The 14,312-nt window shown below is 56.9% G+C and carries 17 protein-coding genes; 9 read left to right on the forward strand and 8 right to left on the reverse strand.

Going from position 1 to position 14,312, the window contains the following annotated elements:
* Both AC2FLO_RS13295 and AC2FLO_RS13300 read right to left on the reverse strand, forming a co-directional pair.
* On the reverse strand, positions 1-204 hold a 204-nt coding region (locus AC2FLO_RS13295; RefSeq protein WP_496754904.1), incomplete at its 3' end, for a hypothetical protein.
* 54 nt (positions 205-258) lie between these two features.
* Complete coding sequence (locus AC2FLO_RS13300; RefSeq protein WP_267366542.1) at positions 259-972, reverse strand: uroporphyrinogen-III synthase; 714 nt, start codon at positions 970-972, stop codon at positions 259-261.
* A gap of 98 nt (positions 973-1,070) precedes the next feature.
* On the opposite strand from AC2FLO_RS13300, the gene tsaD reads away from it, so the two are divergent.
* From tsaD to AC2FLO_RS13325, 5 genes are all read left to right on the forward strand, one after another.
* Positions 1,071-2,168 carry a tRNA (adenosine(37)-N6)-threonylcarbamoyltransferase complex transferase subunit TsaD gene (tsaD, locus tag AC2FLO_RS13305; protein WP_496754939.1) on the forward strand — a complete coding sequence of 366 codons (1,098 nt, stop codon included), beginning with the start codon at positions 1,071-1,073 and terminating at the stop codon, positions 2,166-2,168.
* Positions 2,165-3,127, forward strand: a complete 963-nt coding sequence (locus AC2FLO_RS13310) for an NAD(P)H-dependent glycerol-3-phosphate dehydrogenase (RefSeq protein ID WP_480589095.1) — start codon at positions 2,165-2,167, stop codon at positions 3,125-3,127. The genes tsaD and AC2FLO_RS13310 overlap by 4 nt, the downstream gene beginning before the upstream one ends.
* 1 nt (position 3,128) lies before the next feature.
* Positions 3,129-3,398: a YciI family protein gene (locus AC2FLO_RS13315; RefSeq protein ID WP_480482615.1), complete on the forward strand. Its 270-nt coding sequence runs from the start codon at positions 3,129-3,131 to the stop codon at positions 3,396-3,398.
* Entirely contained in the window at positions 3,398-3,820 is a 423-nt protein-coding gene (locus AC2FLO_RS13320; RefSeq protein WP_496754906.1) for an EVE domain-containing protein, read from the forward strand. The genes AC2FLO_RS13315 and AC2FLO_RS13320 overlap by 1 nt, the downstream gene beginning before the upstream one ends.
* 160 nt (positions 3,821-3,980) lie before the next feature.
* Positions 3,981-5,276, forward strand: coding sequence for a hypothetical protein (locus AC2FLO_RS13325; protein WP_496754908.1), 1,296 nt, complete (start codon positions 3,981-3,983; stop codon positions 5,274-5,276).
* A gap of 219 nt (positions 5,277-5,495) precedes the next feature.
* Here the strand turns inward: AC2FLO_RS13325 and AC2FLO_RS13330 are convergent, their stop codons facing one another.
* The 4 genes from AC2FLO_RS13330 to AC2FLO_RS13345 all read right to left on the reverse strand — a co-directional run bounded on the left by AC2FLO_RS13330 (position 5,496) and on the right by AC2FLO_RS13345 (position 8,544).
* On the reverse strand, positions 5,496-5,837 hold the full coding sequence (locus AC2FLO_RS13330; RefSeq protein ID WP_496754910.1) for a DUF2853 family protein: 342 nt from the start codon (positions 5,835-5,837) through the stop codon (positions 5,496-5,498).
* Between the two features lie 137 nt (positions 5,838-5,974).
* Entirely contained in the window at positions 5,975-6,724 is a 750-nt protein-coding gene (locus AC2FLO_RS13335) for an extensin-like domain-containing protein (protein ID WP_496804275.1), read from the reverse strand.
* 13 nt (positions 6,725-6,737) lie between these two features.
* Complete coding sequence (gene ahcY / locus AC2FLO_RS13340) at positions 6,738-8,126, reverse strand: adenosylhomocysteinase (RefSeq protein WP_267366313.1); 1,389 nt, start codon at positions 8,124-8,126, stop codon at positions 6,738-6,740.
* A gap of 103 nt (positions 8,127-8,229) precedes the next feature.
* Complete coding sequence (locus AC2FLO_RS13345; RefSeq protein WP_267366315.1) at positions 8,230-8,544, reverse strand: hypothetical protein; 315 nt, start codon at positions 8,542-8,544, stop codon at positions 8,230-8,232.
* A 206-nt stretch (positions 8,545-8,750) separates the two neighbouring features.
* On the opposite strand from AC2FLO_RS13345, the gene AC2FLO_RS13350 reads away from it, so the two are divergent.
* A complete protein-coding gene (locus AC2FLO_RS13350) occupies positions 8,751-9,344 on the forward strand; it encodes an HD domain-containing protein (RefSeq protein ID WP_496754914.1) in 594 nt (197 codons plus the stop codon).
* Positions 9,345-9,432: 88 nt separating this feature from the next.
* Positions 9,433-9,867 (forward strand): GNAT family N-acetyltransferase, encoded by a 435-nt coding sequence (locus tag AC2FLO_RS13355; RefSeq protein ID WP_496754916.1) that lies wholly within the window; start codon positions 9,433-9,435, stop codon positions 9,865-9,867.
* A gap of 98 nt (positions 9,868-9,965) precedes the next feature.
* Here the strand turns inward: AC2FLO_RS13355 and AC2FLO_RS13360 are convergent, their stop codons facing one another.
* Positions 9,966-10,520 (reverse strand): ActR/PrrA/RegA family redox response regulator transcription factor, encoded by a 555-nt coding sequence (locus AC2FLO_RS13360; protein ID WP_050604676.1) that lies wholly within the window; start codon positions 10,518-10,520, stop codon positions 9,966-9,968.
* An 81-nt stretch (positions 10,521-10,601) separates the two neighbouring features.
* Complete coding sequence (locus AC2FLO_RS13365) at positions 10,602-11,228, reverse strand: SCO family protein (RefSeq protein WP_496754917.1); 627 nt, start codon at positions 11,226-11,228, stop codon at positions 10,602-10,604.
* A gap of 90 nt (positions 11,229-11,318) precedes the next feature.
* Between AC2FLO_RS13365 and regB the strand changes: the two genes are divergently transcribed.
* Together regB and AC2FLO_RS13375 are read left to right on the forward strand one after the other, a co-directional pair.
* Positions 11,319-12,716: a sensor histidine kinase RegB gene (regB, locus tag AC2FLO_RS13370; protein ID WP_496754919.1), complete on the forward strand. Its 1,398-nt coding sequence runs from the start codon at positions 11,319-11,321 to the stop codon at positions 12,714-12,716.
* A gap of 66 nt (positions 12,717-12,782) precedes the next feature.
* On the forward strand, positions 12,783-14,288 hold the full coding sequence (locus tag AC2FLO_RS13375; protein WP_496754920.1) for a PAS-domain containing protein: 1,506 nt from the start codon (positions 12,783-12,785) through the stop codon (positions 14,286-14,288).
* Positions 14,289-14,312: the final 24 nt, after the last annotated feature.

The raw sequence follows: 14,312 nt of genomic DNA on the forward strand, positions 1-14,312 counted from the left end.
TTCGGCTTCGGCTTCGGCTTCGGCTTCGGCTTCGGCTTCGGCTTCGGCTTCGGCTTCGGCTTCGGCTTCGGCTTCGGACAGGTCTTCTTCTACAGGTTCAGCCGGGTCAACAGGCGTATCGTCCTGCCGCAGATCAGTTTCGACTGCATCATCCGCTAGGAGGGGTTCCACCGGCTTTTGATCGGATTTCTTCTTACCAGCCACCGCAATATTCCCCTTATCGAATCCAAATTCAGATGAATAACAGCCCAGGTTAAGTTAATCGGGGACCTCGCCTCCCTCAACCCGCAACACATGTTTCACAAGCTTTTTAACAGCTTTGCGCATTTTCTTCGGTGTCGGATGTTTTGCGATCTTCAGGTGCTCATAGCCCAAGGAATAAAGGGGATCAGCCGTAGCCTGGCTGATCGCAACCAGCCAAAGGGGGGCTGATCCGGCCCAGATATCGGCAAAATGTCGCGCCGTACGCGGCGAGAAAAGCGGAGCAATAATAGGCAGATCTCCTCTGGCAGCCTCGGTTGCCTCGGGTGTTAGCGGCAACAATCGCTGCTGATAGACCGGCTGTTCCCGAACGGTCAGACCAGATTCGGTCAGGCTGCCAGCGACATTGCCCCGTGTATGCTCACCCCGCAGGTGCAAAAGGGGGCTTTTGGGCCGATGCTTGAGCAGATGCCCGACCAATTCTTCTGCCGTGGTTCCAACCATCTTGGCCTGCCACCCATACCCTTTCGCGGTACCGGTTGTTGCGGGTCCCACGCAATAGGCCGGCAGAGTGCGATCAACACCTTTCGAGACCGCCGCATTCACCGCATTGGCCGATGTAAAGATCAACCCCTTTACACCTTTGGTATCCACCGCAACTGGCAGAGGCCGGATTTCCATGATCGGCGAATAGAGGACCTGAACCCGGGATCTGACGCCGGTTGGCAGCTGCTCGACAAACCTTTCCGAGGCGGAGCGAGGGCGGGTCATCAACAAAAACAACGTGTGGCGCCTTGACCCTTCAGGATTGTTTGCATCCGCGCAGGGTGATACCCCGCCGTATATACATGATGCAACGGATCAGGGTGATGGTGCAAACACTTACCGTATTGGGTTTGGAAAGCAGCTGTGACGACACAGCCGCAGCGGTTGTGCGCCAGACCGAAGGTGCCAAAGCCGAAATCCTGTCTTCTGTGGTGCACGGTCAAACCGATCTGCACAGCGCCTTTGGCGGTGTCGTGCCCGAGATTGCAGCCCGTGCGCATGCCGAAAAGCTGGATGTCTGCGTCGTGCAGGCGCTGGAGGCCGCCGGTCTGTCGCTGCGCGACATGGACGCTATTGCCGTCACCGCCGGGCCCGGTCTGATCGGAGGGGTCATGTCCGGTGTCATGTGTGCCAAAGGGCTGAGCGCCGCCACGGGCCTGCCGCTGATTGGCGTCAATCATCTTGCGGGTCACGCCCTGACACCCCGCCTGACGGACGGCATCGCCTTCCCTTACCTCATGCTTCTGGTGTCGGGCGGCCATTGCCAATACCTGATCGCCCATAGCCCCGAGCAGTTTACCCGCCTGGGCGGCACCATCGACGATGCGCCAGGGGAAGCCTTTGATAAGACCGCTCGCCTGCTGGGCCTGCCGCAACCCGGCGGCCCGTCTGTCGAGGCTGAGTCCCGTGATGGTAATCCCCAGCGGTTCCGCTTTCCCAGGCCACTGCTCGACCGGCCCGGCTGTGACTTGTCTTTTTCGGGGCTGAAAACAGCGTTGATGCGGATGCGCGACCAGATCGTGGCCGACAAGGGTGGCCTGACCCGTCAGGACCGTGCTGATCTGTGCGCAGGATTCCAGCAGGCCATAGTGGACACATTGGCCGAGAAAACCCGCCGCGCGATTGATCTGTATCTTGATCACAACCCTGCTGATCCCGTTGTCGCGGTCGCAGGTGGGGTGGCAGCGAATTCGGCCATTCGGACAGCGTTAGAGTCTGTTTGCGCCCAGCAAGGCGCTCGGTTTACGGCACCTCCGCTGGCTTTATGCACGGACAATGCCGCGATGATTGCCTATGCGGGCCTCGAACGCTTTCGCACCGGCGCGCGCGACGGCCTGGACCTGACTGCCCGCCCCCGCTGGCCGCTGGATCAACGCAGCCCAACAATGCTGGGCAGCGGTAAGAAAGGGGCCAAGGCATGAACATATCTGTCCTGGGATCCGGCGCGTTTGGCACAGCTCTGGCGATCTCATTGTCAGGCAACGGGCCGGTAACTCTGTGGTCCAGAAACGCCGATCAGGCGCGGCAGATGCACGAGACGCGCGAAAACTCCACCCGGCTGCCTGGGGTTTCCTTACCCACGAACATCGCCGTAACCGCAAATATCGCTGAGGCGTCGAAGGCTGACATTCTGCTTTTGGCCGTTCCTATGCAGCGATTGCGCAGCGCCTTGCAGAATCACGCCCCGGTGCTGCGAGGCAAGACACTGGTCGCTTGCTGTAAGGGGATAGAGTTGGATTCTGGCCTCGGGCCCGTTGCGGTCATAAGGGATGTTGTTCCCGACGCCCCGATCGCTTTGCTGACAGGACCCAGTTTTGCTGATGACATAGCGCGCGGTTTGCCCACTGCGTTAACGCTGGCTTGCGGTGATACGAATCTTGGCAAAGCATTGCAGACCAAACTGGCCACTGCGAACCTGCGCCTCTATCGGACCACTGACACCATAGGTGCTGAACTTGGCGGGGCGCTGAAGAACATCATGGCCATCGGTTGCGGCGCAGCAATCGGCGCGGGGCTGGGGGACAGCGCCCGGGCCGCGTTGATGACTCGCGGTTTTGCGGAAATGCAGCGCTTTGCCGCCCTGCGTGGCGCGCGCTCTGACACCCTGATGGGCTTGTCCGGGCTTGGGGATCTGGTGTTGACCTGCTCCTCAGAACTGTCCCGAAACTACCGTTTTGGCCTTAGTTTGGGCCTGAACCAACCATTTGACCAACATACTACCGTCGAAGGCGTCGCCACTGCGCGCGCCATGTCAGAGATTGCTGTCAAGGAAGGGCTGGACATGCCCATCAGTACAACTGTGGCGGATCTGAGCCATGGTGCCTACAGTGTGACCGAGGCCATCGAAAACCTGCTCAATCGCCCACTCAAGGAGGAATAACATGCTGATCGCACTCATCGCCCGTGACAAAGCCGGGGCACTGCAAACCCGGTTGGACAATCGCGCGGCCCATCTGGCCTATATCGAAGAAACGGGTGTTGTATCGCAGGCAGGGCCGCTGCTGGATGGCGACGCCATGATCGGTTCGCTGGTTGTGCTCGACGTCGAAGATCTGGCGGCTGCGCAAAACTGGGCAGATAATGACCCCTATGCGAAGGCAGGATTGTTCCAGTCAGTTGAGCTGATTCCCTGGAAAAAGGTAATCGGCTGATGGCGTATTGGCTTTTCAAGTCCGAACCTTCGACCTGGAGCTGGAACCAGCAAATGGCCAAGGGGGATAAGGGCGAAGAATGGGACGGAGTGCGCAACTATCAGGCGCGCAATTTCATGCGTCAGATGGCCATTGGGGATTGGGGGTTCTTCTACTACTCTCAAAAGGACAAAGCGGTTGTGGGTATTGTCGAGGTATGCGCCGAGGCACATCCTGACAGTTCCACCGATGATGAGCGCTGGGAATGCGTGGATATCAAGGCCGTCCGACCCTTTTCCAAACCCGTGACACTGGACCAGATCAAGGCCGACGAACGGCTTGCCGACATGGTGCTGGTGAAAAACTCTCGTTTGTCGGTTCAGCCGGTAACAGACGATCAATGGAAAGTGGTCTGCGCCTTGGGTGAAACGCAGCCGGATTAACCTGCCGTCCTGTACAAGGTGCAAAACTTCTCAAACGTCCGGCAAGGTGTTATGTTTCCAAGGGCTACGCCGGGTAGGGACCTGAAGGTTATGATTGCTCTGGTCGTAACCGCTTGGTGTTGTTCGGATAAATTCGATATGTTTTGAAAGTTTGAACCCCGTGTCTGACAATGAAAACGGCAACGGGACACGCGATAACACCGTTGCTGCGAAAAGCACGAAAACCTGGGAAGCGCGCCTGAAAGAGGCGCGGGAAAAGCGCGCGTCGGTGCTTGCGAAGGCGCAAGAAGAGACGTCGGAAGAACCTGTTTCGACATCTATCCAGACAGACGAACCATCCCCACCGGACGATACAGATACAGAGCAGATCGTTTCCGAGCGGGTCCGCTCGCTAAATCTGGACAAACCGCGCGTCAGAAAAAAACGGAAAACTTGGGTCGCGTTAGTACTGGTTGCCCTTTTGTGTGGGGCCGCCTTGCAATGGGTCGTTGCAAATCTTTTTGATGAGTGGCAACCCGCAGACGCAGAAGATCAAGCCGTTCTGAATGCGCTTTCTGAAACCTTTCTGGCCCCCGAAGAACCGCCTGAGGCTGCAACCACCAGCCTGCCGGACCCGAAAGACGCCCCTACGCCAGAGGATCTGTTGGTTTCGGGGGCCCCTGAGCATGAGCCTCGTTCAATCCCCGCCGACGTCAGCGAACCTTTGGACAAGCCAAATAGCCGGTCAGTCGATTCGGTTGTTTTGGATCAATCCAGTGCAACCCCTTCCCAGGAACCGGAAAACGCTGTCTTGCCGGAAAGCGAGTTTGCAACCGGCCCGAATCCTGAAGCGGCAACAGCGAAGCCGGAGGTTTCCTTAACGCCGCCCAAGATTTTCATTCCTGCCCAAATGGAACCCATGTTGGCTGTCGCAACTGCTTCAGACATTCAAGCCGCGATTCCGGCCCGGTTTGATCCACGATTTCGCAATCTCAATCCGCTGAACAAGGGCGGGTTATCGCAAATGTTGCTGGTAGCCAATGATCCCATTCCGCAAGAGATCGACACACCCGCCAATCGACCCTACACCGAGGTGAAACCGCTTCTTTGGACGCCAGCCATTGGTCTGGAGGTCTCGCTTTTTGTACCGTCGAGAGTTTCGCAAGAGACCAGAAACCGGGCATTGGAAATGCTTGCCCGAGGTCAGGCAACGGTGGTGGCAACAGCTCGGGTGGGATACCGGGTCCGAGAAACCCAGGTCCGGTTTTACCATCCCGATGACGCCGAAAACGCCGCGATGGCCGCCGATGCACTTGGGGGTATCGCACGGGACTTCACAAGCTCGGGCAGCAAGACGCGCCCGGGGCGGATCGAGGTTTATCTGGAAGGCAGCGGCGGAAATGCAGACGGCAATTCTGCCGTGCAACCTGACAACGCAGAAAGCCTTATCGCGCGTATTTTAAGAGAGTTCAGATGAATAATGAGGGAAGGTTCTGACGATACAGAACCTTCCCTACCCCCGCGTGCTCCCTACTCACCACACGCGTATGGAAATGTCTGGTTCTGACCGTCCTGGTCACGGTTTGACCTTAGCCCAACCGCGCCCAGCATTTCAAACGCCAAGTCCTTAAAAAACACCTCAAATACAAAACGCCCGCCGGGAAGACGACAGGCGCTTCAGGAATGCGCGGAAAGATCAGCCGTAAACGGCTTCTTTTCCGAAATGCTTGGTCAGCATGTAATAGACCACGGCGCGGTATTTGTTGCGCTCGGACATGCCATAGGTTTCCATGGTTTTGTTGATCGCTGCCATCAGCTCGGGACCATCTGACAGGCCCAGTTTCTTGATCAGGAAGTTGTTTTTGACGGTTTCCAACTCGGACTCCTGGCTGGCTGCAACAGTTGCCGCATCTGCGTCATAAATCGCCGGGCCGCAACCGATTGTGACCTTGGTCAGCAGGTCCATATCGGGGTTCATCCCACATTTGTTTTTCAGATCTTCAGCGTATTTGGCGATCAGCTCGTCACGCTTGCCCATGTCCTAATCTCCTTAATCCGTTAATCCGGTACCAATCACCGATAGCCGAGATTAGACGTGTCACAGGTCTGCCAAAAAGGATAAAAAACTGCGTTTCCTCCCCCTTAACGGGGGCTGGAAGGCACAGGATGCAAGACCTATCTGCAGTACCCCCAGCCAGTACCTTGCAGGTGGAAATGATCCGCGTGCAAGCGATTGAAGTCCGGACCCAGAACCACACGAAACCAGTCGCACGCGCCCCGCCAGATCTGTCGTAGGAACGCGGGTTCGGGGCCAGAGCCCTGCCAGTCATTTAACAGGGTCAGCACGCGGCCATCGGTCGTCTCCACACCGATGATATCGATCGAGTCCGCACGGGCATGGCTGCTCCATCCGTTGTTTTCACCCTTCAGGGTGCGCATGCGCCTGCAATTGTAACTTCCGACATGGCGCAATCGGGCAATACCGGTTTCAAGCAGTTCGTGCGCGGCCGACTGCACGACATGGTGTTCCCACATCGCCAGACGCAATGTTGTGGCGCAACTGGTTTCAACGGCTTCGATGTGCGAGGTGGCCAGCCGGGTCAGAAGGCCGCGTGCGGCAATGCCACAGTTCTGATCAATGACCAGATCCTCCATCGCCTCGAAATGAACCCCCGCTTCGGCCAACGTAGCCCGACACTGGGTTTCGTCCGCCACGGCGCGGTTCAGTTGATACCTGGTGACCGGCGTGACCAACGCGCTGACTTTCAGGTCGCGCAAAGGGTTCCAGTGTGATGGCACCGGTGTCTTTGGATGCGCCAACAGTACCCAGCCGCCGCCGCCCAGCACGATCACCACAACCAGAACCCTAAAAACAAAGAACGCCGCCGAGTAAAGAAACCGGCGGCGTCCGTTGTTCTGCGTCATCGTCAGACGACAATCAGTAGCGGTAGTGTTCCGGCTTGTATGGACCTTCCGGTTTGACACCGATGTACGCCGCCTGATCCGCATCCATCTTCGTCAGCTTCACGCCGATGCGATCCAGATGCAGGCGGGCCACTTTTTCGTCCAGATGCTTGGGCAGGATGTAGACCTTGTTCTCGTACTGGTCACCTTTGGTGAACAGCTCGATCTGTGCCAGAACCTGGTTGGTGAACGAAGCCGACATCACGAAAGACGGGTGACCTGTGGCATTGCCAAGGTTCAGCAGACGGCCTTCAGACAGCAGGATCAGACGGTTGCCCGAAGGCATCTCGATCATGTCCACCTGCTCCTTGATGTTGGTCCACTTGTGGTTCTTCAGGCTAGCCACCTGAATCTCGTTGTCGAAGTGACCGATATTGCCAACGATGGCCATGTCCTTCATCTCGCGCATATGCTCGATGCGGATCACGTCCTTGTTGCCGGTGGTGGTGATGAAGATATCCGCGCTGGCAACTTCGTCTTCCAGCAAGGTCACTTCGAACCCATCCATCGCAGCCTGCAGCGCGCAAATCGGGTCAACTTCGGTCACCTTCACGCGCGCACCCGCGCCGCGCAGGCTGGCGGCCGAGCCCTTGCCCACGTCGCCATAGCCGCAAACCACGGCAACCTTACCGGCCATCATGGTGTCGGTGGCGCGGCGAATACCGTCAACCAGCGATTCCTTGCATCCGTATTTATTGTCGAATTTCGATTTTGTGACCGAGTCATTCACGTTGATCGCCGGGAACGGCAGGTGGCCGTCTTTCACCAGTTGATACAGACGGTTCACGCCGGTGGTGGTTTCCTCGGACACACCCTGAATCTGGTCGCGCATCTTGGTGAACCAACCGGGGCTTGCCGCCATACGCTTGGCGATCTGCTTCTTGATCACCTCTTCCTCTTCCGAACCCGGAACTGGGATGATGTCTTCGCCCGCTTCGGCACGTGCGCCCAGCAGGATGTACAGGGTCGCGTCGCCACCATCGTCAAGGATCATGTTCGGACCGTCTTCGAACAGGAAGGATTTATCCAGATAATCCCAATGCTCTTCCAGCGTCTGACCCTTGATGGCGAAGACGGGAATGCCCGCCTCGGCAATCGCGGCGGCGGCATGGTCCTGAGTCGAGAAGATGTTGCACGACGCCCAGCGCACATCCGCACCCAGCGCAACCAGCGTTTCAATCAGAACGCCGGTCTGGATGGTCATGTGCAGCGACCCAACGATACGCGCACCTGTCAGAGGCTTGCTGTCCCCATATTCCGCACGCAGGGACATCAGCCCCGGCATCTCGGTTTCGGCAATGTCCAATTCCTTGCGGCCGAACCCGGCCAGCGAAATGTCTTTAACGATATAGTCCACGGCCATCAGGCGCTCCATTTTCGGTAAATCACAGTCCCGGCTGCCCCTAGCACTCCTTTGGGGCAGGTGGCAACTTTGAAGACTGTTACCGGAAGCCTGCTGGCCGCTTTCAGCTTGGCGTGCCTTCGATTTTTATCTTTGGTATCGCTTCAAAAAAATCGGTGCCAACGGCAACAATACAACTGATTCCGTTCGCATTGGTTACCAAAACGGTATAACTGCCCGTTTCCTTCGAGGCCCAAACCTCCATCACAGATTGCGCGTCGCGCGTCTTTTGCAAACCGCCAAAGGCCAATTCCTCGGCGTAGTTTTCCTGCAATTTGGTGACAATATCGTCGCGATCTGCGCAACTTCGGGCAAAAGCTGGTGGGGCGGTCGCGGCCATTCCAAAGGTCAGGGCAATGGCGAATAAACGCTTGAACATGACAAACTCCTATCGTTTCGCGTTTCACGGTCGAGAGGAGCACACCGGGAGAAGCATGTGCCCCCCTCGGTTTTGATGTCGGGATCATGGCGCGCCGTTTCAAAGCACAAATGCTCAAGAAACTGTTGGCAGCAAGTGATCCAGACAGGTACATCATAACACAAAAATATGGCGCAATCGCGTCCGGTCAGGCGAGGCATAGCAAAATGGCAACACAACCCAGAGCATGGCAGCGCATGTTATCGGGGCGTCGGCTGGACCTGCTGGACCCGACCCCGGTGGATATCGAGATAGAAGATATCGCCCATGGGCTTGCTTTTGTGGCGCGCTGGAACGGGCAGACACGCGGCGATTTCGCCTATTCAGTGGCCGAACACTCCCTGTTGGTTGAGGAACTCTTCGGCAGAATAGCCCCCAAGGCACCCGTCAAGTGGCGGTTGGCAGCCCTGTTACATGACGCGCCGGAATACGTGATCGGCGACATGATTTCGCCGGTCAAATCCGCTGTGGGCCCCGGTTACGGCGCCTTGGACGACCGGCTGGCGGCGGCGATCCACATCCGGTTCGGTCTGCCCGCTGAGGTGCCAAAAGCGGTGAAACGGCAGATCAAGAAAGCCGACAAGATCAGCGCCTGGATGGAGGCGACCCAAATCGCAGGCTTTTCCGAGGCAGAGGCGACGAAATTCTTTGGTCGCCCGGATAAAGCGGTGATGGAGGGATTGGAAATAAGAATACGTCCGCCAGTTGAGGTGCGGCGGGCGTATATGGACCAGCACGAGGCCTTGATAACTTTTCTATAGAATACCAATTGCTCCCAATGTCTGCTCTGAGCCCATTGTGCATGTTTCCGCGTTGCGGCATCTTCGCCGACTAAGGGAGATATTTCCTATGAAGTTTATTGTTTGCGATCCTGATCATCCAGACGCTAAAATTGTTCTCTCACGGCTTTCGGAAACTCTTCTGAAAGTAATCGGCGATTCCGGGAAATCATCTTTCGATGCCGATGATGTTAGAAATTCGCGCTCGGCCTTTGTTGTTGGATACGATGAAAACCGTCCTATGGCTTGCGGAGCACTTAGACCAATTTCTGAACAAATTGTTGAGCTTAAGAGGATGTACGCTGAAACTGGCACGGGATCGTTCATGCTTCGCGCTCTTGAGGATCGTGCGACAGACCTAGGTTACACGAGAGTTTGGTTGTCCACCCGGATCGCCAATTCTAGAGCGGTGCTCTTCTACCAAAAACACGGCTATAGACAGATCGAAAACTATGGCAAGTATGCCGGCCGCGACAACTCTGTCTGCTTTGAAAAAGAGCTTTAGCTAGCGACAATGCGAACGGCTGTAAAGTCCCGCACAGCAGACGCTCTTGATATCTTCTAAGCCCGACCCGACATTTGAGTGGCCTCTTAGGCAGTTCACTACCGCGGACTGCGCTTCGCCAATATCCGCTGCAAGGTCCGGCGGTGCATGTTCAGCCGCCGCGCAGTCTCGGAAACATTCCGGTCGCACAACTCATAAACCCGCTGGATGTGCTCCCAGCGCACGCGGTCCGCGCTCATCGGGTTTTCCGGCGGCGGGGGCAGTTCGTCGCCCTTGGCCAGCAGTGCATTGGTGATGTCAGTGGCGTCGGCGGGTTTCGACAGATAGTCGGTTGCGCCGATTTTTACGGCAGCCACCGCAGTCGCAATCGCCCCGTACCCGGTCAGAACAACGACCCGGCTGTCGGGGCGCTTTTCGCGCAAAACCTCAACCACATCCAGACCGTTGCCATCCTCCAGTCGCAGGTCAACAACCGCGTAAGCCGGCGGGCGGGCAGTGGAAATTGCGCGGCCTGCGGCGACAGAACCTGCGGTTTCGACCTCGAACCCACGCTTTTCCATGGCCTTGGCCAAACGTCTCAGGAACGGCTCGTCATCATCCACCAAAAGCAGGGATTTATCAGGGCCGATATCAAGCTGAGAACTGTCTGCCATATGTTAGGTCTTTCCGCTATTTCATGCCTTTGGCTTAAACATGAGTAATAGCAGCGCAGAAACAAAGGTCAAACAACCTTGTTAATGCGCAGCCTGGTCCAGAAAGCACCCGACCTTGTCCGCCATCTGTTCGGCCGTGTCATCGCGCTTGAAGAATTCTAGGAAACCATGTTCGGGCGTCACCAGATAGGTGAAGGTGGAATGGTCAACAAGGTAGAATTCGTCGCTTTTATCCTGCGCCTTGTAATAGGTCTTGTAAGCCTTGCTCGCCGCCCTGACCTGTTCGGGTGAACCGGTCAACGCAATCGTCTTGCCGCCAAGATTGAAGGCATAATCATCCACAACCTCGGGCGTGTCCCGTTCGGGATCGATCGAGATGAACAGCGCCGTTGCCGACTGCCCGCGCTGGTTCAGGATATCCACGGCCTCAACATTGCGGGACATGTCAAACGGGCAGACATCGGGGCAGAATGTATAGCCGAAATAGACAAGTGTGGGTTCGGTGATCACGTCTTTGTCAGTCACCGTCTCACCTTTGCCATTCACCAGTTCAAACGGCCCGCCGATAGCAGCGGTCCCCCCGGCGATCTGCCCGGATCGGCACTGTGCAAACTGGTCGCCGGATCCGCCCCCACGCGTCAAAAGCCACATCGCACCTAGGCCAATAGCCAGAACGAGAGTTGCAAGAATTGCGTATAGGCGGGTCATTTAGGTTTTCCGGTCGCAAGGAGTTGTTGAACGTTTCGGCCGGGACACCTAACAAGATGACCAGCCTTTGCAACAGGACATAAGCGACCGATGGCAGATTCCAATCAGACTTTTTGGCGCGGCCAGGAACGCAGCAGCTGGATCCGCCTGCGCACCCTGATCTTGCTGCGGTGGGTTGCCATCTTTGGTCAGATCACTGCCATCACCGTGGCCCAGCAATACTATCACGTGCAGCTGGAACTGGGCCTGTGTTATCTGGCCATCGGGATCTCGGTCCTGGGAAACCTGACCGCCATTCTGTTGTTTCCACAGAATAAGCGGATGTCCGAGTTCGAAAACTTCCTGATGGTTCTGTTCGATCTTCTGCAACTGTCGATCTTGCTGTATCTGACGGGCGGGCTGAACAACCCCTTTGCGCTTCTGCTTTTGGGGCCGGTCACGATTTCCGCCAATGTGATGAGCACACGGTCGACCTTGATCGTCGGGGCTGTTGCAATTGTTCTGACCACTCTGCTGGCGGAATTCCACCTGCCGCTGCGGACCAACATCGGAGTGTTTCTGGACATTCCGGATATCCTGCTGTTTGGCAATTGGGCGGCTATCATTATCGCCATCGTCTTTATCGGTGCTTATTCTCACCGCGTCAGTTCCGAGGTTCAGTCCATGTCCGAAGCGCTGGCTGCCACCCATATGGCGCTGGCGCGCGAGCAAAAACTGACCGATCTGGGCGGCGTGGTCGCCGCCGCCGCGCACGAACTGGGTACCCCTCTGGCAACAATCAAACTGACAAGTGCAGAACTGATCGAAGAGCTGGACGACCGCCCGGACCTCAAGGAAGACGCCGCCCTGATCCGCGAACAGGCCGATCGGTGCCGCGACATTCTGCGCGATATGGGTCGTGCCGGAAAAGATGACCTGCATTTGCGGCAGGCTCCGCTTTCAACGGTGGTGAACGAAGCCGCCGAACCGCATGTTGACCGGGGCAAGGTCGTTCATTTTTCTGAAGGCCCGGCACAGGACGGAGACGTGCTGCAACCCTCGATCCTGCGAAAGCCCGAGATTATTCACGGGCTCCGCAATCTGATCCAGAATGCCGTGGACTTTGCCCGCGCGAATGTCTGGGTCGAAGCCGAATGGACAGACAGCAGGATCACCGTCAGCATCATGGATGACGGGCGCGGCTACCCGTCGCACATGATTGGACGCATCGGTGATCCCTTCATGCGCCGCAGACGGGCCGAAGCCGACCTGCGAACCCGCCCGGAATACGAAGGCATGGGGCTGGGACTGTTCATCGCAAAAACGTTGCTGGAACGCAGCGGCGCCGAACTGAAATTCGCAAATGGCACGGACCCGTATCAGCACCTGACCGATCAAAAAGACCGGACAGGTGCAATCGTCAAGGTCTCGTGGCCGCGCAATCTGATTGACGCGCAAAAGGGTGACACGCCGGTTCCATCCGGTTCCAACAAACGCATTCAGGTATGAATTAAGGAGCCGTTAACTAATCCTGCCCATAGTGAGCCGGGGTTTGGTTCTACCTTGGGGATAATCATGGCCGACTGGATCATTCTGGCCGCGATCAGCCTGGTATCGGGATGCTTTGCCGTGCAGTGGTTATTGCCACGCCAGACGCGACGCGACGATGTCTTTGGCTTGTTTTCGACGACATCCCTGTTCGATGCGGTTTTCCTGTTTGATGGTGATCACTTGATGAGCCACTCCGATATCGCGCTTGCCGGGTTCGAACATGTTGGAAGCTGGCAGGATTTGCACCGCCTGCTGCAAAGGGATTTCCCCACCTTCCCCGAAACACCCGAAAAGGTTCGCGATCAAAATGTACTGGTAATCTCGGCCATTGATTGCACAGTCGAACGCGAAGTCGTGTGTGAATGGATCGACGGGATTGTCCGCGTGCGTCTGCACGAACCGGCCAGAATATCTCCGACTGGGTCAAGCACGCTGAGTGAACCGAGCCGTTTGGCCATGGAACAGGCCCCCTATCCAGTATGGTTGCTGGATCACAACAGCCAGGTGCAATGGTGCAATGCAGCTTATGTCACGCTTGTTCGCCGGGCGCGTGGTCAGGATGCCGATCTGACTGCCCCGCTGTTTCCGGGCACCTCTGATGCGCCGTCGCTTGGAAAATCAAGGGTTTCGGTAGATGTGACTGGGACCAACAGCAAGTTGTGGTTCGATCTGACACAGATCGAACAGGAAGACGGGCGGTTATGTTACGCCACAGACATCAACGCCATTGTCGAAGCGGAAACCGCGCAACGCAAGTTCGTGCAGACCATGACCAAGACGTTTGCTCAACTTTCGATCGGCCTGGCCATTTTCGATCGCAACCGGCAACTGGCGCTGTTCAACCCGGCCCTGATCGATCTGACCACGTTGCCGCCGGATTTCCTCAGCTGCCGCCCGAATATCAGCAGTTTCTTCGACCGGCTTAGGGATCAGCACATGATGCCAGAGCCCAAGAACTACCGTACATGGCGGCGTCAGATGAACGACCTGCTCGAAGCAGCCGAGGGCGGCAATTACCACGAAACATGGTCGCTTCCCTCTGGCTCGGTTTATTCTGTAAGCGGCAGGCCGCACCCCGACGGGGCTGTTGCGTTTCTGTTCGAAGATATTACGGCCGAAATCACGTTAACGCGCCGCTTCCGGTCCGAGATGGACTTGATGCAATCCATATTGGACAAGCTGGCCGATGCAATCGCTGTATTTGCCGATGATGGCACCCTGGCCCTTACCAACTACGCCTACGAAAAGCTTTGGGGCGACGCACAGGAAATCGGCTTTCAGACCGACACGGTCACCGATGTCACGCGGCGGTGGCAGGACCATTGTGTTGCTACGCCGATTCTGGGAGAGATCCGGGATTTTGTCGAAATGCGGGATAACCGGGCGGAATGGACGGCTGAAATCCGGATGCGGTCGGGCATTACTTTGGACTGCACGGTTTCACCGGTTCATAACGGTGCGACGATCGTGCGGTTTGCACCCGTGGATCTTCTGACAAAAACCGCCCCGTTGAAACAGATCAGCGCCTGAACCGGGGTTGCAGCCGATTGGGCA

This window comes from Ruegeria sp. TASC047 (assembly GCF_059612445.1).